Origin of the sequence: Paenibacillus antri (genome assembly GCF_005765165.1) — a bacterium.
In the GTDB taxonomy this organism is placed as follows: Bacteria; Bacillota; Bacilli; order Paenibacillales; family YIM-B00363; genus Paenibacillus_AE; species Paenibacillus_AE antri.
The window spans coordinates 34,100-59,605 of record NZ_VCIW01000019.1 but is presented as its reverse complement, the minus strand read 5'-3'; the positions used below and the strand labels follow the sequence as shown (position 1 = coordinate 59,605).

General features: G+C 61.4%; 24 protein-coding genes and 1 riboswitch. Of the genes, 13 read left to right on the top strand and 11 right to left on the bottom strand.

The genetic code is table 11. The features are described 5' to 3' along the window. Positions 1 to 37: 37 nt before the first annotated feature. Positions 38 to 2,074: a 5'-nucleotidase C-terminal domain-containing protein gene (locus FE782_RS23745; RefSeq protein ID WP_158299516.1), complete on the bottom strand. Its 2,037-nt coding sequence runs from the start codon at positions 2,072 to 2,074 to the stop codon at positions 38 to 40. A gap of 195 nt (positions 2,075 to 2,269) precedes the next feature. Between FE782_RS23745 and FE782_RS23740 the strand changes: the two genes are divergently transcribed. The 9 genes from FE782_RS23740 (at position 2,270) to FE782_RS23705 (ending at position 12,601) form a co-directional block, all read left to right on the top strand. Next, positions 2,270 to 3,754 (top strand): catalase, encoded by a 1,485-nt coding sequence (locus FE782_RS23740; RefSeq protein WP_138196840.1) that lies wholly within the window; start codon positions 2,270 to 2,272, stop codon positions 3,752 to 3,754. 36 nt (positions 3,755 to 3,790) lie between these two features. Next, positions 3,791 to 4,048: a hypothetical protein gene (locus FE782_RS23735; protein WP_138196839.1), complete on the top strand. Its 258-nt coding sequence runs from the start codon at positions 3,791 to 3,793 to the stop codon at positions 4,046 to 4,048. 908 nt (positions 4,049 to 4,956) lie between these two features. Then, entirely contained in the window at positions 4,957 to 6,714 is a 1,758-nt protein-coding gene (locus tag FE782_RS23730; RefSeq protein ID WP_138196838.1) for an ABC transporter ATP-binding protein, read from the top strand. 58 nt (positions 6,715 to 6,772) lie between these two features. Next, complete coding sequence (locus FE782_RS23725; RefSeq protein ID WP_138196837.1) at positions 6,773 to 8,905, top strand: ABC transporter ATP-binding protein; 2,133 nt, start codon at positions 6,773 to 6,775, stop codon at positions 8,903 to 8,905. A gap of 126 nt (positions 8,906 to 9,031) precedes the next feature. Then, on the top strand, positions 9,032 to 9,565 hold the full coding sequence (locus FE782_RS23720; RefSeq protein WP_138196836.1) for a DUF420 domain-containing protein: 534 nt from the start codon (positions 9,032 to 9,034) through the stop codon (positions 9,563 to 9,565). A 119-nt stretch (positions 9,566 to 9,684) separates the two neighbouring features. Beyond that, entirely contained in the window at positions 9,685 to 10,005 is a 321-nt protein-coding gene (locus FE782_RS32400; RefSeq protein WP_158299515.1) for a hypothetical protein, read from the top strand. A 77-nt stretch (positions 10,006 to 10,082) separates the two neighbouring features. Then, on the top strand, positions 10,083 to 10,796 hold the full coding sequence (locus FE782_RS23715; RefSeq protein ID WP_158299514.1) for a Na-translocating system protein MpsC family protein: 714 nt from the start codon (positions 10,083 to 10,085) through the stop codon (positions 10,794 to 10,796). Between the two features lie 115 nt (positions 10,797 to 10,911). Continuing rightward, positions 10,912 to 12,117, top strand: coding sequence for an ATP-binding protein (locus tag FE782_RS23710; protein WP_138196834.1), 1,206 nt, complete (start codon positions 10,912 to 10,914; stop codon positions 12,115 to 12,117). A 1-nt stretch (position 12,118) separates the two neighbouring features. Continuing rightward, complete coding sequence (locus tag FE782_RS23705) at positions 12,119 to 12,601, top strand: nucleoside deaminase (RefSeq protein WP_138196833.1); 483 nt, start codon at positions 12,119 to 12,121, stop codon at positions 12,599 to 12,601. A gap of 70 nt (positions 12,602 to 12,671) precedes the next feature. On the opposite strand, the gene chrA is transcribed toward FE782_RS23705, so the two are convergent. Next, positions 12,672 to 13,853 (bottom strand): chromate efflux transporter, encoded by a 1,182-nt coding sequence (gene chrA, locus FE782_RS23700; RefSeq protein ID WP_138196832.1) that lies wholly within the window; start codon positions 13,851 to 13,853, stop codon positions 12,672 to 12,674. 136 nt (positions 13,854 to 13,989) lie between these two features. Between chrA and FE782_RS23695 the strand changes: the two genes are divergently transcribed. Next, positions 13,990 to 14,994: a bile acid:sodium symporter family protein gene (locus tag FE782_RS23695; protein WP_138196831.1), complete on the top strand. Its 1,005-nt coding sequence runs from the start codon at positions 13,990 to 13,992 to the stop codon at positions 14,992 to 14,994. Between the two features lie 70 nt (positions 14,995 to 15,064). Here FE782_RS23695 and trhO read toward each other — a convergent pair whose 3' ends face one another. From trhO to FE782_RS23675, 4 genes are all read right to left on the bottom strand, one after another. After that, positions 15,065 to 15,979 (bottom strand): oxygen-dependent tRNA uridine(34) hydroxylase TrhO, encoded by a 915-nt coding sequence (gene trhO, locus FE782_RS23690; protein WP_138196830.1) that lies wholly within the window; start codon positions 15,977 to 15,979, stop codon positions 15,065 to 15,067. 117 nt (positions 15,980 to 16,096) lie between these two features. Continuing rightward, the gene (gene motB / locus FE782_RS23685) at positions 16,097 to 16,867 is read right to left on the bottom strand and encodes a flagellar motor protein MotB (protein WP_138196829.1); all 771 of its coding nucleotides are present in this window, start codon (positions 16,865 to 16,867) and stop codon (positions 16,097 to 16,099) included. After that, positions 16,842 to 17,648, bottom strand: a complete 807-nt coding sequence (motA, locus tag FE782_RS23680) for a flagellar motor stator protein MotA (protein ID WP_138196828.1) — start codon at positions 17,646 to 17,648, stop codon at positions 16,842 to 16,844. Before motA ends, motB begins: the two co-directional genes overlap by 26 nt. A gap of 106 nt (positions 17,649 to 17,754) precedes the next feature. After that, positions 17,755 to 18,288, bottom strand: coding sequence for a GNAT family N-acetyltransferase (locus FE782_RS23675; protein ID WP_138196827.1), 534 nt, complete (start codon positions 18,286 to 18,288; stop codon positions 17,755 to 17,757). Between the two features lie 135 nt (positions 18,289 to 18,423). Between FE782_RS23675 and FE782_RS23670 the strand changes: the two genes are divergently transcribed. From FE782_RS23670 to FE782_RS23660, 3 genes are all read left to right on the top strand, one after another. Further along, the gene (locus FE782_RS23670) at positions 18,424 to 19,281 is read left to right on the top strand and encodes a sulfurtransferase (RefSeq protein WP_138196826.1); all 858 of its coding nucleotides are present in this window, start codon (positions 18,424 to 18,426) and stop codon (positions 19,279 to 19,281) included. Between the two features lie 271 nt (positions 19,282 to 19,552). Further along, positions 19,553 to 19,897, top strand: coding sequence for a MerR family transcriptional regulator (locus FE782_RS23665; protein ID WP_138196825.1), 345 nt, complete (start codon positions 19,553 to 19,555; stop codon positions 19,895 to 19,897). Further along, a complete protein-coding gene (locus FE782_RS23660) occupies positions 19,894 to 20,346 on the top strand; it encodes an SRPBCC family protein (protein WP_138196824.1) in 453 nt (150 codons plus the stop codon). Before FE782_RS23665 ends, FE782_RS23660 begins: the two co-directional genes overlap by 4 nt. A 72-nt stretch (positions 20,347 to 20,418) precedes the next feature. On the opposite strand, the gene FE782_RS23655 is transcribed toward FE782_RS23660, so the two are convergent. From FE782_RS23655 to FE782_RS23635, 5 genes are all read right to left on the bottom strand, one after another. Beyond that, positions 20,419 to 21,183, bottom strand: coding sequence for an exodeoxyribonuclease III (locus tag FE782_RS23655; RefSeq protein ID WP_138196823.1), 765 nt, complete (start codon positions 21,181 to 21,183; stop codon positions 20,419 to 20,421). Positions 21,184 to 21,294: 111 nt separating this feature from the next. Further along, entirely contained in the window at positions 21,295 to 21,981 is a 687-nt protein-coding gene (locus FE782_RS23650; protein ID WP_138196822.1) for a Crp/Fnr family transcriptional regulator, read from the bottom strand. A 39-nt stretch (positions 21,982 to 22,020) separates the two neighbouring features. Beyond that, a complete protein-coding gene (locus tag FE782_RS23645) occupies positions 22,021 to 23,136 on the bottom strand; it encodes an HD-GYP domain-containing protein (protein ID WP_158299513.1) in 1,116 nt (371 codons plus the stop codon). Between the two features lie 301 nt (positions 23,137 to 23,437). Beyond that, positions 23,438 to 24,085 carry a C40 family peptidase gene (locus FE782_RS23640; protein ID WP_138196820.1) on the bottom strand — a complete coding sequence of 216 codons (648 nt, stop codon included), beginning with the start codon at positions 24,083 to 24,085 and terminating at the stop codon, positions 23,438 to 23,440. 2 nt (positions 24,086 to 24,087) lie between these two features. Further along, positions 24,088 to 24,233, bottom strand: a riboswitch (cyclic di-AMP (ydaO/yuaA leader). Between the two features lie 454 nt (positions 24,234 to 24,687). Next, entirely contained in the window at positions 24,688 to 25,500 is an 813-nt protein-coding gene (locus tag FE782_RS23635) for a hypothetical protein (RefSeq protein ID WP_138196819.1), read from the bottom strand. Between the last annotated feature and the right edge of the window lie 6 nt (positions 25,501 to 25,506).

Sequence of the window (25,506 nt, the reverse complement as noted above, 5' to 3'; positions counted from 1 at the left end):
CGGACCGGGCCGCAGCCTTCTTCGTGTTACATGACTATTACTTCGTCATCGCTTCGTGCAGCAAGATCGCGAATTCGCCGCGCGTAATGGCCGCGTTCGCGTCGCCTTCGATCGTAGGCGCTTCGCCGAAGGCGCGCTCCAGCACGAGCGCGGCTTGGCCCTTCGTCAGCGCCGCGTCCGGGTGGAACGCGCCGCCGGGGAGACCGAGGAAGATGCCGGCTTCCTTCGCCGCGAGCAATTCCTTCGCGAAGCCGTGGTCGGCCGCGACGTCCGAGAACGCCGACGCCGCTTCCGGCAGCTTCAAGCCGAGGCCGCGGGCGAGCCAGACGGCCGTGTCGATCCGCTTCAGCGCGTCCTTCGGCGCGAACGCGTCGCCGCCCGCGGACAATTCCGGGAAGACGTCCTTCGTCGCGAGCGCTTGGACGGCTTCATAAGCCGGATGGTCCGTGCCGGCGTCGACGAAGACGCGGGTAATGCGGCCTTCGACGCTCGGGGACGCCGTCTCGAGCGTCGCGAGATACCCGGTGAACGCGTCGTAGTCGACGACGAACAGATCCGTCTGGCGGCCGTCGTCCTTCGCCCGCTTGAAGACGGCGTAATTGTCGCCGCCGTCCGCCATATAGGCGTTCGTCGCGAGCGTATACGTCGCTTCCGGATCGATCGGCGCGTACGAGCCGTCCTCGGCCGCGACCTTCACGTTCGAGACGCGCTCGCCGGCCGGCTTCGCCAAGTTGTAAGCGAACGTAAGGCCTGCGACTTGCGGGAAGCGGCCTTGGCCTTCTTCGACGGCGCCGACGCCGTTCTCGAGCGCTTCGACGATTTCCGCGCCGGTCAGGTCGAGCGTCACCATCGAGTTGCCGAACGGCATGACGGTCAGCACTTCGCCGAGCGAAATTTCGCCGGCGTCGATGGAGGCGCGGATGCCGCCGCCGTTCGTGAGCGCGATCGTCGCGCCGGCCGGCTTCGCCGCGTGCAGCACCGCGTTCGCGATCAGGTTGCCGAGGTTCGTCTCGCCGCGGCGCACCTGCGTGCGGCTGCCTTCAAGGTAGACGTCGGAGTTGCCGACGATCTCGGCTTTCATCTCTTCGATCGGCGCTTGCAGCTCCGCGAGCTTCGCTTCGAACGCTTCGTCGGAAGCGATCAAGTACTCGCCCGCTTCGTTCTGAGCGTCGACCTCGATGAGATCGTATGCCCAGTCGGTCAGCACGCCCTTGTCGTCGAAGTCGGCGTCGAGGCGGCCGAGGTACTGGCCGTATTCGCCGGTCTGCGCGATGAGCGTAGGCGCGCCGTCTTCGTTCACGACGACCGCGTCGTCGAGGCGCGTATGCGAATGGCCGCCGATGATGATGTCGATGCCTTCGACCGCCTCGGCGAGCCGTACGTCGTTGTTATAGCCGAGATGGGTAAGAGCGATGATCTTATCGAAGCCCTTGGCGGTCAGATCGGCGACCGTCGCCTTCGCGGCGGCGATCTCTTCCTTGAACGCGATGTTGTCGCCCGGGGTGGCGAGGAACGCCGTCTCCGGCGTCGTCAGGCCGAATACCGCGTATCGTTCGCCCCCGACCTCGAGCACCGTCGCCGGGTAGATCGCGCCGCCGGCGGCGTCCGCCGACACATCGGATTTCACGAGGCCGCTGAGCTCGGGCTCTTTGGAGTAATCTACGTTCGCGCTGAGGATCGGGAACGAAGCCTTCGCCACGAAATCGGCGAACGGAGCGGGACCCTTATCGAATTCATGATTGCCCGGCACCATGGCGTCGTAGCCCATTTCGTTCATGAACCCTAGGTCGGCTTGTCCAACATATTGATTGAAGTACAGCGTACCGGAGAATACGTCCCCGGCGTCCAAGAGGATCGAATTCGGCGTCTCCGCGCGAATGTCCTGGATCGCGGTCCAGCGGCGAGCGACGTTGTCGAGATGCGCATGCGTGTCGTTGGTGAAGATGACGGTCAGGTCGCTCGGATCCGCGGCCCGGGCTTGCGGCTGGACGGCGAACAGGCCGGCCAAGAGACTCGTGGCGGCGGCCACGATCAAGGCTTTCCGTGGAGCTTTCTTCGTCGTGAGATAGGGCATTCGGTTCTTTCCTCCTATACGCTCTATAAAGATATGAAAATACTCTATTAGCATACTATATTTTCGGGGGTTGCGTGTTAACCGATTGTTAATTCTATCTATTGACAACGATTCTCAATAGAATTATAATCATAACTAGTTTAGAATTATTATAAAATAATAATTATGAAAAATATTAACGAGGTGAAGGAATCGATGAGCGAACAAGAACGTAATTTTCTCACGACGAACCAAGGCGTCCCCGTCGGCGACAACCAGAATTCCCGCACGGCCGGTCCGAACGGACCGACATTGCTAGAAGACTATCATCTCATCGAAAAGCTCGCGCACTTCGACCGGGAGCGGATCCCGGAGCGCGTCGTGCACGCGAGAGGCTCGGGCGCTCACGGCGTCTTCGTCCTCGAGAACAGCATGAAGAGATATACGAAAGCGAAGTTTCTGCAGGAGCCGGGCACGGAGACGCCGGTCTTCGTCCGGTTTTCCACCGTCATCCACGGGCAAGGCTCGCCGGAGACGGCGCGCGATCCGCGCGGCTTCGCGACGAAGTTTTACACCGAGGAAGGCAATTACGATCTCGTCGGCAACAACCTGCCGGTGTTCTTCATCCGCGACGCGATCAAGTTCCCGGACATGGTACATTCGCTCAAGCCCGCGCCGGACACGAACATTCAATCGGGCGACCGCTATTGGGACTTCATGAGCCTCACGCCGGAGTCGACGCATATGATGACGTGGGTCATGTCCGACTACGGCACGCCGGCGAACTACCGGGAGATGGAGGGCAACGGCGTCCACGCCTTCAAGTGGATCAATGCGCACGGCAACTACGTGTACGTGAAATACAAGTGGGTGCCGCATCAAGGCATCCGGAACTTGACGCGGGCGCAGCTGAAGGAAGTGCAAGGGAACGACTTCAATCACGCGACGCGCGACTTGTACGACAACATCGCCGCGGGCAACTTCCCGAAGTGGGATTTGTGCGTGCAGATCGTCGCGCCGGAGGATCTGGACAGCTTCGACTTCGATCCGCTCGATCCGACGAAGCTGTGGCCGGAGGAGCAAATTCCGCTGCAGAAGGTCGGCACGATGACGCTGAACCGCAATCCGGACAATTTCTTCGCGGAGGTCGAGCAGGTCGCGTTCGCGCCGAGCGCGCTCGTTCCCGGCATCGAAGCGTCCGAGGATAAGCTGCTGCAGGGCCGGCTGTTCTCGTATCCGGATACGCAACGTTACCGTCTGGGCGCGAACTATTTGCACTTGCCGATCAACTGTCCGTACGCGCCGGTGCGCAACAATCAGCGCGACGGCTTCATGCAGACGAAGCAGAACGACTCGTCGATCAACTACGAGCCGAACCGCCACGCGGACGCGCCGAAGGAGGCGCCGGAGTACCGCGACAGCAGCATGCCGCTCAGCGGCAACGCCGGCCGTCAAAGAATCGCGAAGACGAACGACTTCGGGCAAGTCGGCTACACGTATCGCAAGTTCACGAAGGAAGAGCAGGACAATCTGGTCGCGAACTTGGTCGACGAATTGAGCGCGGTCCACGAGCGGACGCGGCTGCTTGCGATCTGCAACTTCTTCCGCGGCGATCGGGAGCTCGGGGAGCGCATCGCGTCAGGTCTCGGCGTCGACATCTCCGGTTACTTGTCGCAGGTGGCTGCGGCGAGGCATCAATAATATACTGAAACTGTGGAAAATGGGGAGGGGTCGCCGATGGAATCCGCGCCGACGCTCGCGGCCGCTCGCGAGAAGCTGGAGCGCCTGCACATTCGACTGACGCCGCTGCGCCGCGCCGTGCTGGAGACGATGCACGGGGAGGCCGCGCGTCCGTCCGTCGATGCGTTGTGCCGGCTCCTCCGCCCCCGATTTCCGCGCGTGAACGCTACGGCCGTCCGCAACGCGGTGCTCGTCTTCGACAAGCTGGGCTTGCTGCCGCCGTCGGACGGCGACGGATCGAGCCGGGCGGGCTGAAGTTGTAACCTCTCGAGGCAATCCCTCGGGAGGTTTTTTCGTGCGCGCGGCGGCGGGGGAACGTGTCAAAATTTGAGTAGTTCGCGGCGAACGCGTCAAAATTTGAGCAGTTGGCAGAGGCGTTCGGTTGGCGGGCTGCGGTGGAGCGGGACGGCGCCGATCGTCGGCGGGGGAACGTGTCAAAATTTGAGTAGTTCGCGGCGAACGCGTCAAAATTTGAGCAGTTGGCAGAGGCGTTCGGCTGGCGGGCTGCGGTGGAGCGGGACGGCGCCGATCGTCGGCGGGGGAACGCGTCAAAATTTGAGTAGTTCGCGGCGAACGCGTCAAAATTTGAGCAGTTGGCAGAGGCGTTCGGTTGGCGGGCTGCGGTGGAGCGGGACGGCGCCGATCGGCGGCGGGGGAACGTGTCAAAATTTGAGTAGTTTGCGGCGAACGCGTCAAAATTTGAGCAGTTGATATCGGCGTTCGATCGGTGAGAACCGGAGGGGCAGGACTACGCCCTTGCCGACCTCGCCCGGACAAGCGCACAAAAAAAGAAGTTGACACCGTAGACGAGGGCATGGTAATTTACCACTTGTAAACAATTGGCTACATACTACTCGAGTGAAACGGAAGGGAGGGATCGCAATGTTGTCCAACGTCAATGCAGGAATGCGCGTTCGTCGTCTCCATGGATTCGTCGGCCATTGCGTGACCTCCTTGTCTCCGGATTCGCGTACCGGGACGCTCGCCTCGTCGGCATAGCGTCTCCGGCACGCGTCATATACGGATTCACAAGCGCAGGTCACGAATCTTCACATTCGTGGCGTGCGCTTTTTCATTTCATTCGAGGAATGAACGAAGCACACCGCGCATACGTCAGAGCGGTGTGCTTTTTTTTCGCATAGGAGAGGGGTTGGAATTGTAACATGTTATCCGTATTAGGAAAACTAGGTTGGTTTTTCCGACTGGAATGGAAGCGGTACGCGATCGCGATTCCGCTGTTGATTTTCGTCGGGATTCTGGAAATTATTCCGCCGAAGCTGGTGGGCGACACGATCGATTCGATCCAGCAGGGCGCGCTGACGATGCCGAAGCTGGCGGAGACGCTTCTGTTATTAGGCGGCATCGCCGTCGTCGTGTACGGCGTGACGTACATATGGATGTCGCGCTTGTTCGGCGGCGCCTTCGTCGTCGAGCGGCTGCTGCGGTCGCGCCTCATGAAGCATCTGCTGAAGATGACGCCGACGTTTTACGAGAAAAACCGGACCGGCGATCTGATGGCCCGCGCGACGAACGACCTGAAGGACGTCTCGATGACGGCCGGATTCGGCATTCTGACGCTCGTCGATTCGACGGTGTGGATGTTGACGCTGCTCGTCGTCATGACGACGCTCGTCTCGTGGAAGCTGACGCTCGCGGCGATCATTCCGCTGCCGGTGCTGGCGATCTGCATTCAAGTGTACGGGAACTGGATTCACACCCGGTTCAAGCAAGCGCAGGACGCCTTCGGCGACATGAACGACGGCGTGCTCGAGACGATCTCCGGCGTGCGCGTCATCCGGGCGTTCGTGCAGGAGCGGGCCGCGGAGAAGCGGTTCGCCGGCGTGACCGGCGACGTGCTCGATAAGAACATCGCCGTCGCCCGCGTCGACGCGCTCTTCGAGCCGACGATCAAGATCGTCGTCGGCCTGAGCTACCTGATCGGCATCGGGTACGGCGCTTACCTCGTCTTCCACAACGAATTGACGGTCGGCGCGCTGGTCACGTTCAACGTCTACCTCGGCATGCTCATCTGGCCGATGTTCGCGATCGGCGAGCTGATCAACATTATGCAGCGCGGCAACGCGTCGCTCGACCGCGTGAACGAGACGCTGTCGTACGAACCGGACGTCCGGGAGCACCCGGAGCCGCAGCGCGCGGCGCAAGCGGGCGCGATCGAGTTCCGCGACGTCACGTTCCGCTACCCGACCTCGGAGACGGTCAACCTCGACCGCGTCAGCGTGACGCTCGAGCCGGGCCGGACGCTCGGCATCGTCGGACGGACGGGTAGCGGCAAGACGACGTTCGTGAAGCAGCTGCTTCGCGAATACCCGGCCGGCGAAGGCGAGATTTCGATCGGCGGCGTGCCGATCGAGCGGCTCGCGTACGACGACCTGAAGGGCTGGATCGGCTACGTGCCGCAGAGCCCGTTCCTGTTCTCGCGTTCGGTGCGAGAGAACATCTTGTACGCGAAGGGCGAGGCCGGCGCGGATCGGCTCGACGAAGCGATCGAGCTGTCGGCGTTCAAGAAGGACTTGGAGTTCTTGCCGAGCAAAATCGGCACCCTCGTAGGCGAGAAGGGCGTGGCGCTCTCGGGCGGCCAGAAGCAGCGGGTATCGATCGCGCGGGCGCTGCTCGCCGATCCGCAAATTCTCATTCTCGACGATGCGCTGTCGGCGGTCGACGCGAAGACGGAAGCGGAAATTATCGGCAACATTCGCCGTTCCCGCCAAGGGAAGACGACGATCATCGTTACGCACCGCATCTCGGCCGTCCAGCACGCCGACCACATCCTCGTGTTGGACGAAGGACGCGTCGTCGAGGAAGGCACGCACGAGGCGCTGCTCTCGCGAGGCGGTTGGTACAAGGAGCAATACGAACGGCAGCAGGCGGAGGCATCCAATAGCGCGGACGCGGTCGTCTAGCGGACCGCCGAAGACTATGCCGAAGACAATATAGAGAAAGCGGGAGGGATCCCAACGTATGCATGACGAGGACTTCGAATGGGAGCTGGACCGGGACGCGGTACGACGCGCGAAGCCGGGGAAGCGACTGTTCCAATATGCAATGACCTATAAGAAAACGATTATTTTCGCGCTCGCGATGCTGCTGATCGCGATCGGCACGGAGCTCGTCGGCCCGTTCATCGCGAAGCGCATGATCGATGTGCACATCGCGGGCATCGAGCAATCGTGGTACCGCGCGACGGCCGAGGACGCGAAGACGGTGCCGTTCGAAGGCGCGCTCTGGAAGCGGGCGGACCGGTTCGCCGAAGGCGAAGCCCGGGGCGAGGAGGCGCGCGTGCTGCAGGTCGGCCGCGGGTTCGTCTTCGTGCCCGGCGGGATCGAAACGGACGGCGAGCGGTCGATCACCGAGGACGGCAGCCTTCGTATCGTACGCGGCGGCGAGAGCCGCGTCTACGAGGCGAGCGTCTTATCGAACGCCGACATCTTCGCCTTCTACCGCCCGGAGGTCGACGGCATTCTGCAGCTGTCCTGGCTGTATCTGGGACTGCTGCTCGTCTCGGCCGGCTTCAGCTGGGGGCAGCGGTATTATTTGCAGGCGTCGGCGAACCGGATCATCCGCAAGATGCGCGACGACGTGTTCGCGCACATCAACAAGCTGCCGATCCGTTACTTCGACAACCTGCCGGCCGGCAAGGTCGTCTCGCGTATTACGAACGACACCGAAGCGATTAAAGAGCTGTACGTGACGGTGCTCGCGAACTTTTTCTCAGGGACCTTATATATCCTGGCGATTATCGGAGCGATGTTCTTCCTGGACGCGCGGCTCGCGCTCGCCTGCACGATCGTCATTCCGCTGCTCGCGCTGTGGATCGTCGTGTACCGGAAGTTCGCGGCGGGCTACAACCGCGTCATTCGGTCCACGCTGAGCGAGATGAACGGCATGATCAACGAATCGATCCAAGGCATGCCGATCATCCAGGCGTTCCGCCGCGAGAAGCAGACGGAGACGGAGTTCGAGACGATGAACACGCGGTACTTCGACTACCGCAACAAGATGCTGCGCCTGAACTCGCTGACGTCGCACAACCTGGTCGGCGTGTTCCGGAACGTCGCCTTCGTCGCGATGATCTGGTATTTCGGCGGCGTCTCGATCAACGGGGTGCAGGGCGCGGTGTCGCTCGGCGTGCTGTACGCGTTCGTCGACTACCTGAACCGGATGTTCCAGCCGGTCGTCAACATCGTCAACCAGCTGCCGAACCTCGAGCAGGCGCTCGTCAGCGCGGAGCGGGTGTTCGTTCTGCTGGACGAGAAGGGAGAGGACGTATCGGACGAGACGATGCCTCGGTACCGCGGCGACGTGAAATTCGACGACGTCTGCTTCTCTTATAAGGAAGGGGAGCCGGTGCTCAAGGGCATCTCGTTCGAGGCGAAGCAAGGCCAGACGGTGGCCCTCGTCGGGCATACCGGCTCGGGCAAGAGCTCCATCTTGAACCTGCTCTTCCGGTTTTACGACGTCGACTCCGGCCGGATTACGGTGGACGGCGTCGACATCAACACGCTGCCGCGGCAGACGCTGCGCCGCCATATGGGCATCGTGCTGCAGGATCCGTTCCTGTTCACGGGCACGATCGCCTCGAACGTATCGCTGGACGATCCGTCCATCTCGCGCGAGCGCATCGAGAAGGCGCTGAAGGACGTCGGCGGCGAGCGGATGCTGGCATCGCTCGCGAACGGCATCGACGAGCCCGTCATCGAGAAGGGCAGCACGCTCTCCGCAGGCCAGCGCCAGCTCATCTCGTTCGCCCGCGCGCTCGCTTACGATCCCGCCATTCTGATTCTGGACGAAGCGACGTCGAACATCGACACCGAGACGGAAGCGGTCATCCAAGAGGCGCTGGACGTCGTGAAGCAAGGGCGCACGACGTTCGTCATCGCGCATCGACTGTCGACGATCAAGAGCGCCGACCAGATTCTCGTGCTTGATCGGGGCGTCGTCGCCGAACGCGGCAGCCACGACGAGCTGATGGCGCTCGGCGGGAAGTACTACCAGATGTATCAGCTGCAGCAGGGCGGAGCGAGAGCGGAAGCCGGCGCGCCGACGTCCTCCGGGACGGCCGCCGGTACGCCCGCCATCGCGGCGCAGGCGTAATCCGGATTCGCGGCGGAAGTCGAAGTGTGAACGTTTGGTTACATCGGGGGCGGGAGTTTGCGCGAGGCGGTTCGTTTTCATTATGATGGAGGTAGCACGTATTCCAAGGATAAGGACGGGAATCAAGTGGCACCGACTCAAGAACGGAACTATACCCCTCTCATCGTGACGCTGTCCATCGCGATCAACGCGCTCGTGGCGATCCTGTTTTTCCTGCCGGAGGCCGAGGGGCTCGATCATATCGACTGGACGATCCTCCCGATGCTGAACGCGATCTTCAACAGCTTCACGTTCGTCTTCCTGCTGGCGGCGCTCTTCTTCATTAAGCAGCGCAACATCCGGATGCATCGCAATTTCATCTTCGCGGCGTTCGCGTCGACGACGCTGTTCCTGCTGTCGTACGTGACATACCATTACGCGACGGAATCGACGGCGTACGGCGGCGAAGGCGCGCTTCGGTACGTATACTTCTTCATCCTGATCACGCACATCCTGCTCGCCATCGCCATCGTGCCGCTGGCGCTCGTGACGACGGCGCGCGGATTGACGAATCAGACGGCGAAGCATCGCAAGATCGCGCGGTGGACGATGCCGATCTGGCTGTACGTCAGCTTGACGGGCGTCGTCGTCTACTTGATGATTTCGCCGTATTACGCATAACGAAGGCGCGTTTCGAGCCGGCCCGGGAACATCCCGGGCCGGCTCGTCGTCGTTACGGGTGAATTGTTCGATTCTGGGAAAAAGTAAAGGTACAACGGTCGACGGAGGACGCTGACGTCATGGAAATACGTCTCGGTTACGTGTCGACGGCGCTCGCCCTCTTCAATAATACGCCGAGTTCCACGTTCGCTTATAAGCGCTTCGGCGCGCTGGGGCCGATCGCCGCGTTCCTCCAGGGATGCCGCGAGGCGGGACTGCCGCGGATCGACGTCATGGCGGAGGCGAAACGGAAGGACCTCGCATGCTTCCGTCTCGCGGAGGATTCGGCCGGCATCCGAGGGATCAAACGAGTAGAGGGGGCGGTATTGCAATGGCGAGACGCCGCGGAGGAACGGGAATGCCGATGCGCCGGAGCGCGTACGACTTCCCGGACGTACTAAAATATGCTAATATGGACATGATTGGCGTCATGGAAGTCGCTGATTCATCTGGAATGGAAACAGACCAAGAGGATTCGGTGAAGCGAGCGGACATGATGATTCAAGAGGAATTGAAGAAGATTAGCAGCTATGTCAGTAAGCTGCTGCGGCAGAAGTTCGGGCGCGGCCCGGAAGCGTGCTTCGCGTCGGCCGGCAGCCGATTTTTGGTCATTACGATCCGGGGATTTCTCTCCCCGATGGAAGAAGTGCTGCTGCAGCACGGCAAGGAAGACAGCGTCGACACGACGCGGTCGATCATCGTCTCCTCGATGCTTCCCGAGCTCAGGGGCGTGATCAGCGTATCGCTCGGCGTCGAGGTCGATCGCTTCTATCACGATTGGAACTACGCCAACAACGCGGGCGTCGTCATCGCCGTCTTCGAGAAGGAGCTCCCCTTCGCGCGGACGATCGACTTGCCGCCGCTGCGCACCGCGATGGACGTCGAGGCGTTCCGCGAGGAAGTGAATCGCATCAGCGGGTACGTGCAGAAGGTGCCCGAAGGGGTAGAGATCCACGCGATCGCGCCGAAGCTGATCGTCGTCATGCGCGTCGGAATTCTGATCCCGATCGAGAAAGCCCTTCTCGGACGCGGCTTCGACCGAGAGCTGCGCATCGCGAAGGATCGACTGGAGAAGGAGCACTTCCAGCAAAGCCCGGTCTTCGCCCGTCTCTTGGGAGGACCGCTGGAGAACGTATTCGTCGATTGGAATTTCCTGAACGACGAAGGCATCGTCTGCTTTCAATTGAAATAAGGGAACGGTAAATGAGAGAAACATCCGTTGGATGCCGTCTTATCATGGCCTAGCTTTCTAAACGGGAGTTAGGTCTTCTTTATGTTCCGAAGAACCGGAAGGCAGGTGAGTGAGGATGGGGATGAGAACGGTCGCGTACGTCGCCTTGGCGTCGGTCGCACTTGCGATCGACTGGTGGCTCAGCAGCGTATTGGTCGGGCCTGCGCGGTACGTATGGATCGCGGGATCGAACGCCGTCCTCTTCGCCGTCTTCGGCCTGGCGCTGCGCAAACTCTATCGGGACATCCGGACGGCGGAACGGGGGCTGATGCGATTCACCCGGGAAGCCGTAAGCCTGTACTCGCTGCAAGGGCAGTCGATGGATACGAACGAGCAGAGCGAACGGCTTACCGGATATTCGAAGGGCGAGCTGCAGGGCATGCCGTTCGATGCCTGGTTCCCCGAGCATCGGCGTCCCCGGGCCCGCGAGGCGTTCGCCATGGCCGCGGAGGGACGTCCGCAGCACTTCGACTCCGTCTGCGTCTGCAAGGACAAGACGAACGTCGACGTCGAAGTGTCGTACGTTCCGGTGTTGTCAGGCAACCGCATCGTCGGCGTGTACGGCATCCTGAAGGACATCTCGGAGATGAAGCGGAACCGCGAGCTGCTGCAGCAATCGGAGAAGCTGGCCGTCGTCGGCGAGCTGGCGGCCGGGATCGCGCATGAAATCCGCAATCCGCTTACGAGCCTGAAGGGCTTTATGCAGCTGTCCCATAAGAACGACCCGACGTACTACACGCAGATCATGCTTTCGGAGATCGACCGGATTCACGCGATCACCAGCGAGCTGCTGTTGCTCGGGAAGCCGAAGGCGCTCGATTTCGAAAATAAAGCGTTGATGCCTCTGCTCGAGGCGATCCTAACGCTCGTGAACACGCAAGCGATCTTGTACAACGTGCAGATCGCGACGCTCGTCCGGCCCGGAGCGGAGGGCGTCGTCGTGCGCTGCGAGGAGACGAAGATCAAGCAGGTGTTCTTGAACGTGTTGAAGAACGCCGTCGAGGCGATGCCGAACGGGGGGGAATTGACGATTGCGCTGGAGCGCGAGGGCGCCTTCGTGCGAGTGACCGTCGCGGATCAAGGCGTCGGCATCTCGCGAGAGCAACTCGCGAAGCTCGGCCAGGCGTTCTTCACGACGAAGGAGAACGGCACCGGACTCGGGCTGATGATCAGCTTCAACATCATCGAGCAGCACGGCGGGCGTCTCGCGATCGAGAGCGAGGAAGGCGTCGGCACGAAGGTGGACATTCGGCTGCCGATCATTGAAACCAAGGGGGCATGACATGAACGGAACAGAGGAGCAACGGCGCTTCATGGAAGAAGCGGTCCGACTCGCCGAGAATAACGTAACGACCGGGAACGGCGGGCCGTTCGGCGCCGTCATCGTGAAGGACGGTCGCATCGTGGCGACCGGGGTGAACGAGGTGACGAAGAAGAACGATCCGACGGCGCACGCCGAGGTGCAGGCGATTCGCGAGGCGTGCCGCGTCTTGGGATCGTTCCAGCTCTCGGACTGCGAGCTGTACACGAGCTGCGAGCCGTGTCCGATGTGCATCGGGGCGATTTACTGGGCGCGCCCGAAGGCGGTATATTTCGCCGGCACGAAGGACGAAGCCGCGGCGATCGCGTTCGACGATAAGTTTATTTACGACGAGCTGGAGCGGCCGATGGCGGATCGGCGGCTGCCGATGGTTCGCATTACGCCGGAGGGCTACGCCGCGCCGTTCGAGGCGTGGGCCGCTTCGGTACGGAAAGTGGAATATTGAAGGCAAACGAAATCGACGCATCGACCGGGGATCCGGATCGATGCGTCGATTTATTCGTTCGTCGATCGCGTTACCAGCCGAAGACGACCGCGCCCGTCAGCGCGGCGACAGCGACCAACGCCCACGGCGGAAGCTTCCAGTAGGCGAGCAAGGCGTAGAGCGCCGCGGCGATCGCGAAGTCGGCGGACGAGGTCACGGCGCCCGTGAAGAGCGGGTCGTACAGCGCCGCGAGCAGCAGACCGACGACGGCGGCATTGATGCCGTAGACGACGTGCGCGACGCCGGCGATGCGGCGAAGCGACTGCCAGAACGGCAGCGCGCCGATGACGAGCAGGTAGCCGGGCAGGAAGATCGCCGCGGTGGCGACGGCCGCGCCGGCCCAGCCGTGCGAGTCGGCGCCGAGATACGACGCGAACGTGAACAGCGGTCCCGGCATCGCCTGCGTCGCCGCGTAACCGGCCGCGAACGATTCGGCGGATACCCAGCCGCTCGGCACGACCTCGCGCTCGAGCAGCGGCAGCACGACGTGGCCGCCGCCGAAGACGAGCGACCCGGCGCGGTAGAAGCTCTCGAACAGCGAGAGCAGCGGCGGCAAGGCGCCGGCTTCGCGGGCGATCGGCAGCCCGACGAGCAGCGCGGCGAAGAGGAGCAGCAGCGCCGCCGCGCCGAAGCGCCCGCGCGCCGCGGCGGCGGGAGGCGACGCCTCGGCGGCCGGTGCCGCGCCGCGCTTCAGCGCGAAGCCGATCGCGCCGGCGGCCGCGATGGCCGCGACCTGCGTCCAGGCGTACGGCAGCAGCAGCACGGCGGCCGCGGTCGCGACGAGAATCGCGACGCGCGGCTTGTCCGGCGCCAGCGTGCGGCCCATGCCGAGCACGGCGGACGCCACGATGGCGACCGCCGCCAGCTCGAGGCCGCGAAGCCAGCCGGCGTCCGCCGCGCCCGGCACGGACGACCGCACCCAGGCGAAGGCGGCGAGAATCGCCGCGGACGGCAGCGTGAAGCCGATCCATGCGGCGAGGGAGCCGAGCCAGCCGGCGCGCATCCAGCCGATCGCGATGCCGACCTGGCTGCTCGCCGGTCCCGGCAGCAGCTGACAGAGCGCAACCAGGTCGGCGAAGCTGCGGTCGTCGAGCCACTTTTTCCGATTTACGTACTCTTCCCGAAAATATCCGATATGCGCCGTAGGCCCCCCGAACGAGAGCAGCCCCAGCTTCAGCGCGGTCGCGAACGACTGCAGCCATCCGTGTTTCATCCGAATCCCTTCCTCTCAGAAGCATTCTAGCATAGCGCCGGGATTCATGTGTTAAGCGAGGGTAAAAACCATTGACGGCGCGGCGGTCGATCATTACGATTAGGGGACAACAACGGAAAAAGAAGGCGTTCGCGATATGTTGGCACGAATCAATGCGGGCTTGGAGAAGGCGCTCCCGCTTATTACGCCGGTCAGCGTCTGCATCGGCGTCCTGCTTGGAGGCTACCTCTCGGGCTACCGGGAGTGGACGCCTTGGATTTTCGCGTTCATGACGTTCTCGGGCAGCATCGGCATGAGCTTGAAGCAGTTCATGGGCGTGCTCGCCCATCCGATGCCTCTCTTCGTTACGCTGGGCATCCTCCACGCGGCGATGCCGCTGCTGGCGCTCGCCGTCGGGCATGCGTTGTACCCGAACGACGCGTATACGATTACCGGCCTCGTCGTCGCCGCGGCGATCCCGACCGGCATCACCAGCTTCGTCTGGGTCGCCATCCTGAAGGGCAACACGCCGTTGACGCTCTCCATCATTCTGGTCGACACGATGCTGGCTCCGTTCGTCGTGCCGCATACGGTGTCTTATTTGATCGGGGCGAAGGTGCAGATGGATACGGCCGCGATGATGCAGGGGCTGTTCTGGATGATCGTGCTGCCGTCGCTGCTCGGCATGGCGCTGAATCAGTGGACGCGCGGCCGCGTCAAGGAAGTGTGGGGACCGCGTCTCAGCCCGTTCTCGAAGGTGGCGATGGGCGTCGTCGTCGCCATCAACGCATCGGTCGTCGCGCCGTACCTGCAGCGCGTCGACGCCCGGCTGCTCGGCATCGCGGGGACGGTGCTCGCGCTGGCGGCGGCGGGCTACGGGCTCGGCTGGCTGGCCGGGCGATGGCTGAAGGCCGATCGGGGCACGATCGTCGCGCTGACGCTGAACGGCGGCATGCGCAACATTAGCGCGGGAGCGGTGCTCGCGGTGACGTACTTCGCGCCGCCGGTCGCCGTGCCCGTCGTGCTCGGCATGCTGTTCCAGCAGTCGCTCGCCTCGTTCTTCGGCCGGCTGCTAAGCCGGGAGCGAACGCCGCGGATGTCGCCTGCGCCGCCGCCGGTATCCGCCGAGCCGCATCGTCGGAGTACAGGAGGGTCGTTGTAAAAGGGAAGAACGAGCAAGGGGCCGCCCCCCAAGTAGAGTGGATCTACTTGAGGGAACGGCCCCTTGCATCTTAATTCGCTCTCGTCGATTGCAGCGCCGCGTCCTTCTCCTCGCATTCCTCGGAGCAGTACCCGCTCTTCGCTTCTTCGCAAGCCTCGCACACGATATGGTGATTGTGGCAGAAGTCGTACGTGCAGTTGATGTACTTCTCCGACGGCGTGCCGCAGTGAAGGCACTTGCCGACGACCGTCTCCTCGTCGGTCTGGTTCACGCGCACCGTGATGCGCTCGTCGAACACGTACAGCTTGCCGTCCCAGAGCCGGCCCTGCACTTCCGGATCCTTGCCGTACGTCACGATGCCGCCGTCCAGCTGGCTGACGTCCTGGAAGCCCTCGCGGATCAGGAAGCCCGACAGCTTCTCGCAGCGGATGCCGCCCGTGCAATACGTCAGCACCTTCTTGTCCTTGAACTGCGACAGGTTCTCCCGAATCCACTCCGGGAACTCCCGGAACGATTCGACCTCCGGTCGGATCGCGCCGCGGAAGTGGCCGACGTCGAACTCGTAGTCGTTGCGGCCGTCGAGGACGATGACGTCCTCTTGCTGCAGCGCCTCCATGAACTCCTTCGGCTTCAGCCGCTTACCCGTCAGCTCGTTCGGGTTAATGTCGTCCTCCAGCCGGAACGTCACCAGCTCGGGGCGAGGGCGGACGAAAATTTTCTTGAACGCGTGCCCGTCCGCCTCGTCCACCTTGAAGATCATGTCTTGGAACAACGGATGAGCATGCATGTAATCCATGTACGCCTGCGACTGCTCCACCGTTCCGGACAGCGTTCCGTTGATGCCTTCGCGGGCGACGAGAATGCGTCCCTTCACGCCGAGCTCCTTGCAATACGCCAAGTGCTCCTTCGCGAATTCTTCGTAGTTCTCGATCGTCACATATTTATAGTAGAGCAAGACTCTGTACGGTTTCGTTTCGGTCGTCATGCGTTCACACCTTTTTCCTTCTTAATTTCGAAAATGCCGCGCTGTCCCTATGATACCACAGTTCGAACGACCCATACAAAAACCCCGCCGGGAGCGGGGTTCGAACGAGAAAATCGGCTATTGAATATTCCGGACGATGGACACTTCGACGCGGCGGTTCTGCGCCCGTCCTTCCGCGGTGTCGTTCGAGGCGACCGGCTTGTACTCGCTGTATCCGACGCTGGAGAAGCGGTCTTCGCCGACGTCCGGATTTTCCAGCAGCACGGCCATGAACGTGAGCGCGCGTTCGGCGCTCAGATGGAAGTTGGACGGGAATTGCGACGTCTTGATCGGCACGTTGTCCGTGTGGCCCGAGACGACGACCTCGTAGCTCGGGTACTGCTCGAGCAGCTCCGAGATCGTGCCGGCCAACGCGCGGGATTCCGGCTTCAGCTGCGCGCTCCCCGAAGCGAACAGCGTGTTGTCGCTGATCGTGATCTTCAGCTGTTGGTTGTCGAGCTGGGTTTCGAGCTGGGTCGTCAAGCCGTTCTCGTCGATGTATCGGTCGATCTTGCGCTTCAACTCGAGCAGCTGCTCCGTCTCTTTCTTCCGCAGCTGCTCCTCCAGCTGGCTCTCGCTCTGCTCGTCCTTCTCTCGCTTGCCCTCGTTGTCGATCCCGACGCTGTCGCGGCTCGGGACGGGGGAGACGTTCTCCATAAAGCTCGGTCCGCCGCTAAGCGCGGCCTGGAACGACATCTTGATCTGTTCGAATTTCTTCTGATCGATCTGGCTGGAGGCGAACAATACGATGAACAAGGCCAACAGAAGCGTCAACAGATCGGCGTACGGGATCAGCCACGACTCGTCGATATGCTCTTCATGATCATGCTTGCGCTGTTTTTTGCTCACCGGCCGCTTCCCCCTTCTGCTCTGCCGCCCGCTCGCTTGGGGTTAGATAGACGGAGAGCTTCTGACTGATCGCGACCGTGGAGACGCCGGATTGGATGGAGAGGAGACCTTCGACCATCATCGTCTTCAGTTCGATCTCTTGTTTTGAATACCGCTTAAGCTTGTTTGCGATCGGATGCCACAGTACGTAGCCGGAAAAGATGCCGAGCAGCGTCGCGATGAACGCCGCCGCGATCGAGTGGCCGAGCTTCTCGATATCGGACAGATTGCCGAGGGCGGCGACGAGGCCGACGACGGCCCCGAGGACGCCGAGCGTCGGCGCGTATGTACCGGCCTGGGTGAAGATGAGCGCGCCGGATTTATGGCGTTCCTCGATCGCGTGCACCTCTTCCATGAGCACGTCATGGACGAAATCCTGATCGTTGCCGTCGATAATCATCCGCATGCCGTTGCGCAGGAACGGCTCTTCGATCTCGTCGACCTTGCTCTCGAGCGCTAACAGTCCTTCGCGGCGCGTAATGGTCGCCCATTCCATGAACATCCGGATGATTTCCGGCTTGCCGATGTGCTTCTGGCCCAGAATCGCGATCTTCATTAATTTCGGGAATTTCTTAAGCTCGGACATCGGGAACGCGATGAATACCGTCGCCGCGGTTCCCCCGAATATGATCAAATACGCAGGTAAATTAATAAGATTGGAAAGCGGCGCCCCCTTCAGCGCCATCCCGACGAATACCGAGACGAACGCCAGCACCAAACCGATAATCGTTGACTTCTCCATGTCAAAGCACGCTCCTCTGCCGTATGTACCAATACTTCCTATATTATATTAACTTTCGACACGATGAAAGAATCTACGATATATATCGGCAGGATTCGCTATTTTTTTAGCTTCGCGCCAATGGAAGATAAATCATGTTGACGACGAAGCCCGCGCCTCTTCCGGGAATCGGCAGCTCGTATTCGTCGACCGCGCGGAAGCCGGCTCGTTCATACGCTCTTATCGCGCGAACGTTGTCCTTCTCGACCTCGAGGTCGACGACGCAGCCGGAGTGAAGCGCCGCGGTTTCCCGGGCGAGGAACGCCGCGAAGCCGGCGCCCCGGCCCGAGCCGCAGTCGTCCGGATGCAGCCCCAAGCCGAGGCGCACGACCGGCGGGCCGTCTTCGGCGACGAGCGGAAGCCACTGCGCGAAGCCGCAGAGTCGGCCGTCGCGCCGCACGGCGCGGTAATGGCGCTCCCGGAGCGCCGGGTCGGCGAAGTCGCGCCCTTCGCGGACGGCGACACCCCACGCGGGCCATTGATAAATATCGTACGGCGCGGGGTACCGCCATTCGCAGATTTCGGCGGCGTCGCGCTCGGTCATCGGCGTTAACATATATTCGGAAGCGTCGGTCGGCTCGATCGGCTCGGTCGGATGCATAGCTTCGGACTCCTTTTCGAAATATTACAGTTTGATTATAATGTGCGGACGACACTTCTCACGATTCGGACTCTCTGCTAATATAGCAGAAAGCGCTTGTGTCAGGTTGTACGGAAAACGGAAAGGGTGTAGTGAATGCGGCATATCGTAAGTTTGGAGAAGGCGTATGCGAAGTGGAAGGACCGGGGGGCGGTATTCGTGGACTGCCGCTTCGCGCTGGGACAACCGCAATCGGGTGCCGACGCTTACGTGACGGAGCACATTCCGGGCGCCTTTTATTTAGATTTGGAGAAGGACCTCTCCGCCCCGAAGCGCGAAGACGGCGCCGGCGGACGGCATCCGCTGCCGGACGTCGACGAGCTGGCCGACAAGCTGTCTCGCATCGGCATAACGAAGGGCCGCTGCGTCGTCGCCTACGACGATCAAGGCGGCGCGATGGCGTCGCGCCTCTGGTGGCTGCTCGCGTATATGGGTCATGACGAAGCCTGCATCCTGGACGGGGGCTTCGCGTCGTGGAAGCAGGCGGGACATCCGACGGCGAGCGGGGCCGAAGAGACGCCGACGGTCGATACGCGGTTCGTGCCGCAGGTACGCCGCGATTGGCTCGTCACCGCGGAGGATATCGCCGCCAAGCGGGAGAAGATCGAATCGGGGAAGGTCGTCCTGCTCGATTCGAGAGAAGATTCGCGCTACCGCGGCATCGCGGAGCCGATCGACAAGGTCGCGGGTCATATTCCGGGCGCTCGTCACTTGTTCTGGAAGGCGAACTTGGACGCGGAAGGCCGCTACCGTTCCGTGAAGGAGCAGATGAAGCGGTTCGAGCCGTACCAGGGCGCCGAGGAGATCATCGTCTATTGCGGCTCCGGCGTGACGGCGTGCCCGAACGTGCTGGCGCTGCGCGAGGTCGGATTCACGAACGTGAAGCTGTACGCGGGAAGCTGGAGCGATTGGATCAGCGACGCGTCGCGTCCGGTCGTCATGGGGGAGAAGTAAGTATACAGCGATTTAGGGATATTGAGGCCGCGATGTCTGCCGGGAAGGCTGACTGTCGCGGCCTTCTCGCGCGATAAGCGGCATATGAAAGCCTTCATAACCGCGAATTTCGGGCCGTCGAGGAGCTCTGTCCCGAACAGGAAGTCGTCCCTCTCATTCGCAGCAGCAGAGCGGGATTCCGCTTACCGAACGGGAAACTAAAATTGTCCGGCGAATCCCCGTTGACCTTGGGGTGCGCCCCAAGGTGTAAGCTGCGAAAGGAGGCGGAAGAATGTACAAGGTCAGCGAATTTTCGGCCATGACGGGACTCAGCAGAGACACGCTGAGATACTACGACGAGATCAAGCTGCTCGAGCCGGCCCGCATCGATCCGAGCAACGGCTACCGGTATTACGACAACGGCTCGTACGTCCTCGCCGTTCTTCTCGTCAAGCTGCGTAGTCTCGGGTTCACGATCCAAGAGATGGTGTCCGTCATGAACGACGAGTCGTTCGCCAACCTGGAGAGCTTGCTGCTGCAGAAGCGAGCTCGCATCCAGTCGCAAATCGACGGCCTCCAAGCGAAAATGAAAGACATCGACGAATTTCTGGCATCGGGAAGGGAGAACGACTCATGATTCAATGGAAGGAAGAGATCGTCATCGATGCGGGCATCGAGACGGTATGGGCGTTGTTCGCCGTCGAAAACATGCATCGGATCATGCCGAACATCGCGGAAAATCGGTGGAAAGAGCGGAAGGAAGGGGTCGTCGGCTCCACATTCCTGCAAACGTACCGGGAAGGCAAGAGATCGGAGACGTACGAAGTGTCCGTATTGGATTATAAGGACGCGCCGGAGGAAAAGCGGATGCGTCTCGCCTTCGTTCTCGCCAAGGCGTTCGAGGTCGAATTCATGTTCCGTCTGAGTCGAATAAGCGAAGATCGTACGAGGTTCGCGTACGAAGGCTCGAATCGGGGCGTCAACTTCGTCGGACGGGCGATGATGAAGCTCGGCGGGGAGAGCAACAACCGGAAGGTCGTCGCCGACTTTCTGGAGAAGGTGGAGCGGGAAGCAACCGGGAAGTAGTCTCGGGCGCCGGGGGAGGGAGGGGCGGCTCCCGCACGTACCCCGCCCGAGCCTGTCTGTCGACCGACGCGCTTATCCGCGCTCGTCGGCCAGCTCCAACGCGACCGGGCAATGGTCGCTGCCCATGACCTCGCACTCGATCGAGGCGTCGACGAGACGCGGCTTCAGCCGCTCGGAAATCAAGAAATAATCGATGCGCCAACCGACGTTCCGTTCGCGCACCTTCGGCATGTACGACCACCACGAATAGACGTCCCCTCGATCGGGATACAGGCTGCGGAACGAATCGACGAAGCCGGCGTTCAGCAGCCGAGTCATCTTCTCGCGCTCTTCGTCCGTAAAGCCGGAGTTGCCCCGGTTCGCCTTCGCGTTCTTGATGTCGATCTCCTCGTGCGCGACGTTCAGATCGCCGCAGACGACGACGGGCTTCTTGGCGTCGAGCTCGAGCAGGTATGCGAGGAACCGATCCTCCCATTCCATGCGGAAGTCGAGCCGCGACAAGTCGCGGCGAGCGTTCGGCGTGTACACGTTCACTAGATAGAAGTCCTCGAACTCCAGCGTAATGACCCGACCCTCCGGTTCGGCGTTCTCCTCGAGGCCGTATCGAACCGAGAGCGGCTTCACCCTCGTAAATACCGCGGTCCCGGAGTAGCCCTTCTTCTCCGCATAGTTCCAATACGATTCATACCCTTCGAACGGCGCCAAGTCGAGTTGGCCTTCCTGCAGCTTCGTCTCCTGCACGCAGAAGACGTCCGCCTCCGACCGTCGAAAGAAGTCAATAAACCCTTTATTCATGCAAGCTCTCAGGCCGTTCACGTTCCAAGAAACCAACTTCATCCGAATCTCGCGCCTCTCCTAAGTGATCTATCCTAGTATATACGATAAATAGCCGCAGCGGCTCGCCCTCCGGCTAACGCTGCGGCTATCGGTCCTCCGACCTCGCGCGATTCACAATCCGGCCAGTTCCTTCAGCTTCTCATGGTCCGGGAGGAAAATCCGCTTCTTCTCGACGATGATCATCCCTTCCTCGGACAGCTCCTGCAGCACCTTCGTGGCCGATTCCCGCGCCGTGCCCGCGAAGCTCGCCAGCTGCTGGTGCGTCATGCGAATGTCGACCAGCAGGCCGTCGCCGAGCTTGACGCCGCGCTCCTCCGCGAGACGGAGAATCGTGCGGATGATGCGCGACCGGACGTCGAGAAACGTCAGGTTGTAAATTTGATCGTTCGCGTTCCGGAGGCGCTGCACCGTCACCTCGAGCAGCTTAATGCAGATGCGCGGATGCTTCTCCATGAACTCGTAGAAGACGGATCGCTTCATCGTATAAATCGAACAAGACTCTAACGTTTCCGCGGTGGCGGAGCGGTTGAGAGCCGGTTGAATGACCGCCATTTCGCCGAAGAAGTCTCCGGGACCGAACAGCGCCAGAATGATTTCCTTCTCGTCGTCGAAGCGATAAATCTTGACGACGCCGGACTTCACGACGAACAGCTCGTCGCCCGGGTCGCCCTCCATGAAGAGCAGCTTCCCGCGATTCCACTTGTTCTCTTGGAACAAGGGAGAGATCGTCCGCAGCTCTTCCTCCGTCAAATCCTGAAACAAAGGGACGTTGCGCAATAGCCCGATAAGGGCGCTCATGACGAACCCTGGCCTTTCTGCAGCGAGGTTTAGGACCTGTTATCCGGCGTAGGATCGGATGTCGCCCACGGATCGAATCATGATGTTGAGATGCTTCGCGAGCTGGAGTTCGTAGGGGATTTTCAATTCTTCTCCGTTAGGGTTCGTCAATACGCGGATCGTCGGCCGCTGCAAGCACGACGAGTCGAGGCGGGAGACGACCCCCTTCTCGCCGGTGTTCAACGTGACCGTCGTACCTGGAGGGAAGATCGCTACCTTGTTTCTAAATTGCTCTACCTTACCACGATCATACGCGCTTTCGACGTTCGCGTAAAGATAATCCATCGCTTCGTGCGGCAGCATGGCGTTCCGGTAGCTGCGGTGACTGACGAGCGCATCGTAGGCGTCGATCATGCCGATGAGCTTGGCATACGGGTGAATGGCATTGCCCCGCAGCCCGAAGGGGTAGCCGAGGCCGTCCACCCGCTCGTGATGCTGCAGCGCGCATTGCGCGGCGACGAGCGAGACGCTGCCATCGTCCTTGAGCAGCCTGTAGCCAAGCTCCGCATGGCGGCGGAGCGTCCGCAGGTCCTCGTCGCTCAGTCTCGTACGCTTCGACAGCAGCTCCTGCGGGACGAGCAGCTTGCCGATATCGTGGAACAGCGCGGCCGCGCATACGGTGCGCAGCTCGTCCGCGGCGGCGCCTTCGGCCATGGCGAGCTTCGTCGCGAAGACGGAGACGTTCAAGGCGTTATTGACGAAATGGTGCTCGAGCTTGTCGCCCGTCGCGGCCGTCGCCCGAATGTGGACGATCGGCATGTTACGGTTCGCGACGATGTCGTCTACGATATGCTTGACGCTGTCCGAGACGAGCCGAGAGAACGTCACGACGCGTCCGCCGCCGGCGGGACCGCCCGCCCGGACGTAGTCCATGCATTGTTGGAGAGAACCGTGCACCAGACGCCGCGTCTCTTCCCGGATCGTCTCTTCGACGATGATGTCGTCCGTCCGCGGATCGTCGATATATAGTTGATGAATGCCCATATTTCGCAGACGCAGAATAACGGGTTGGGTCAGCTCGTACCCGTACCCGAGCAGTACTTGCCCATGCTCCGTCAGAACGGCTTTGCCGAGCTTCATGCCCGGAGCGCAGGATTCGATCGTTACTAATCTCATGTCTTTCTCACACCTCGGTAAACCGCTTGAATCGGTCGGCATCCGCCGCCTATGTATTATGTCACAGGAGGCCGAGGGATTCTGTGAGTTGGGTAACAAAACACAACAAATCCGTCACATTCCTGCATGAAAATGGGAAATAGGAACCGGCTTCATCCAGGATTAACGACTCTATCGCGCGCGACGGAGGTTCGGCGGGGCGGAATTGGAGTCGCCTTCAAGCGGGCAATAGATGTCTTTGGTCTTGGGTAACGGAAAAGAAAAATCCCCGATGCGCATGGAGCGCGTCGGGGATTCGGTGTTACATGAGCTGTCGCAACGCTTCGACGACGTCCTCGACCGCGACGTTCTCGCCGGCATGCTCCGCCGCGAGTTCCGCCGCTTCCGTCGAAAGCGCGACATCTTCCGTCACGGCGGCCGCTTCGGGAGCCGGGGCTGGTGCCGGAGCTGGAGGCGCTTCCGCGACGACCGGCGCCGCCGGAGCGGCTTCCGTCGCGAGGGCGACATATTGCGTCTCGTCGAGGACGCGACGCGCAGTGACGTAGCGCTTGGAATAATAGCTGTCGTTCATCTTGCCGATCGACACGCCGCGGGAGCTGGAGGAATGGGCGAAGTTGCCGTCTCCCATATAGATGCCGACGTGCGAGATGCCCTTGCCGTCCGTGTTGAAGAATACCAAGTCGCCCGGACGAAGCTCGTCCTTGCCGACTTTCGCGCCGACGGTCGCTTGATCCGCGGACCGACGAGGCAGATCGATGCCGAGCTTCTCGAAGACGTAGCCGGTAAACCCGGAGCAGTCGAAGCCCTTCGTCGTCGTACCTCCGTACTTGTAGTCGACGCCGACCAATCGATCGACGGCCGTCTCGAGTTCCGTAGCCGCGGCCGCGCTGCCGGCGAACGCGCCGAACCCGATGGACAATGCCAACACCAGAGATGCTGCCTTCTTCAATTGTATACCCCTTCCGATGCCGACGAGGTTAGCTTAAGGGTTCGGTTGAAGGTTCCCTATGATCCCTAGTTGCGAGATCAATTCACCCAAGACTGGTTCCCCCGTAGCCCGGGTCGAATGCGACGCGGACATTAGGCAATAATCGATTTTTTTCGACCTCCGTTATATTCGACAGTTTTCGTCGGAATCCTCCTATTCTAGTAAAATATTCAGGCGATAAAATGATAGTGACCAACGGTCGAAAAAAGAGGCGGTCGATCCTGCTAGGTTAGGAGAGGCGGGAACATGAACGCGATGCGTCTGGGGCACGAACGAGCGGTACGACGGATCGTCGAACGGATGAAGGCATGGGTCGGGGACGGGGGGCTGACGCTGCAAACTGGCATGAGGCGCTAGAAACAGCCAAAGTTCGAAGGAGGAGTCGAATTGTCGGAACCGACGCATTTCGAGATCGAAACGAGACATCCGGAGCGAACGATGTCTCTTTACGCGGCATTGTTCGGGTAGACGTGCGAGGAAGCGATGGAAGGCTGCAAGCTCGATAACGACGAGGGGGACATCGAGCGCGCATGGCGCCAGATGTCCCCCTTTATATATGAAGCTTACCGATGCGCCGACCAGAGGTGATACTGGGCGTTGATGCCCCATAGCTTCAGCAAGGCGCGCACGATCGGGTACGACTGGTGGACGACGACCGCGAGGAAGCCGGCCCACCAGAGCGACAGCGCGCTCGCGGCCAAGCTGACGGCGAGGCCGACCGCGAACGTCGCGAGCGCGAGGGCCGCGATCGGCAACCCCCGGCGGGCGAACAGCCCGAGTCCGGCCCAGCCGCCGCGACCCTCCACGATGCCGAAGCCGATATACATGAAGGCGAGATCCAGAATGCCTTGGTAGACGAGCCAGCCGATCGCATACGGCGCGGCCGCGGCCGCGACGGACGGCCAATCGTACGCGGTCGACGCCGCCGCAAGCGCGCGCGGAATCGCCCAGACGAGCGGCGCGAACGTCAACAGCGTCTGCAATCCGTACAACAGCAGGAACGGCTTCGCGTACGTCTTCGCCCCGCGGACGAACGCTTTCCGATGGCCGTCTCCGCCGTTCGCCAGCGCGTTGTAAATCCCGGCGTTCAGCAGCGGGGTGATCAGCATGCGGACGAGCAGCAGGACGAGAATCGTCCACGCGTAAGGGGCGATCAAGCCTGTCTTCGTCAGCTGGAATTCGGCCTCCAGCCAGAACAGGCGATCCGCGGATTGCGCCAATTCGCCGCCGGGGTAGCGATGAAGCAGCGGAACGACGATCGACTTCACATATTTATAGAGCGCGAAGCCCCATCCATACTGATAGAAGAAAATGAGGAACAATAGAAACCAACTGCGACGGGCGGCGGCCCATCCCGATTTCGCGTACGACCACATGAAGCG

Excerpts from the sequence above, each read along its gene's own strand:
- FE782_RS23745 (WP_158299516.1), bottom strand. The coding sequence starts at position 2,074 with ATGCCCTATCTCACGACGAAGAAAGCTCCACGGAAAGCCTTGATCGTG.
- FE782_RS23740 (WP_138196840.1), top strand. The coding sequence starts at position 2,270 with ATGAGCGAACAAGAACGTAATTTTCTCACGACGAACCAAGGCGTCCCC.
- FE782_RS23735 (WP_138196839.1), top strand. The coding sequence starts at position 3,791 with ATGGAATCCGCGCCGACGCTCGCGGCCGCTCGCGAGAAGCTGGAGCGC.
- FE782_RS23730 (WP_138196838.1), top strand. The coding sequence starts at position 4,957 with ATGTTATCCGTATTAGGAAAACTAGGTTGGTTTTTCCGACTGGAATGG.
- FE782_RS23725 (WP_138196837.1), top strand. The coding sequence starts at position 6,773 with ATGCATGACGAGGACTTCGAATGGGAGCTGGACCGGGACGCGGTACGA.
- FE782_RS32400 (WP_158299515.1), top strand. The coding sequence starts at position 9,685 with ATGGAAATACGTCTCGGTTACGTGTCGACGGCGCTCGCCCTCTTCAAT.
- FE782_RS23710 (WP_138196834.1), top strand. The coding sequence starts at position 10,912 with ATGGGGATGAGAACGGTCGCGTACGTCGCCTTGGCGTCGGTCGCACTT.
- FE782_RS23705 (WP_138196833.1), top strand. The coding sequence starts at position 12,119 with ATGAACGGAACAGAGGAGCAACGGCGCTTCATGGAAGAAGCGGTCCGA.
- chrA (WP_138196832.1), bottom strand. The coding sequence starts at position 13,853 with ATGAAACACGGATGGCTGCAGTCGTTCGCGACCGCGCTGAAGCTGGGG.
- FE782_RS23695 (WP_138196831.1), top strand. The coding sequence starts at position 13,990 with ATGTTGGCACGAATCAATGCGGGCTTGGAGAAGGCGCTCCCGCTTATT.
- trhO (WP_138196830.1), bottom strand. The coding sequence starts at position 15,979 with ATGACGACCGAAACGAAACCGTACAGAGTCTTGCTCTACTATAAATAT.
- motA (WP_138196828.1), bottom strand. The coding sequence starts at position 17,648 with ATGGAGAAGTCAACGATTATCGGTTTGGTGCTGGCGTTCGTCTCGGTA.
- FE782_RS23675 (WP_138196827.1), bottom strand. The coding sequence starts at position 18,288 with ATGCATCCGACCGAGCCGATCGAGCCGACCGACGCTTCCGAATATATG.
- FE782_RS23670 (WP_138196826.1), top strand. The coding sequence starts at position 18,424 with ATGCGGCATATCGTAAGTTTGGAGAAGGCGTATGCGAAGTGGAAGGAC.
- FE782_RS23665 (WP_138196825.1), top strand. The coding sequence starts at position 19,553 with ATGTACAAGGTCAGCGAATTTTCGGCCATGACGGGACTCAGCAGAGAC.
- FE782_RS23660 (WP_138196824.1), top strand. The coding sequence starts at position 19,894 with ATGATTCAATGGAAGGAAGAGATCGTCATCGATGCGGGCATCGAGACG.
- FE782_RS23655 (WP_138196823.1), bottom strand. The coding sequence starts at position 21,183 with ATGAAGTTGGTTTCTTGGAACGTGAACGGCCTGAGAGCTTGCATGAAT.
- FE782_RS23650 (WP_138196822.1), bottom strand. The coding sequence starts at position 21,981 with ATGAGCGCCCTTATCGGGCTATTGCGCAACGTCCCTTTGTTTCAGGAT.
- FE782_RS23645 (WP_158299513.1), bottom strand. The coding sequence starts at position 23,136 with ATGAGATTAGTAACGATCGAATCCTGCGCTCCGGGCATGAAGCTCGGC.
- FE782_RS23635 (WP_138196819.1), bottom strand. The coding sequence starts at position 25,500 with ATGTGGTCGTACGCGAAATCGGGATGGGCCGCCGCCCGTCGCAGTTGG.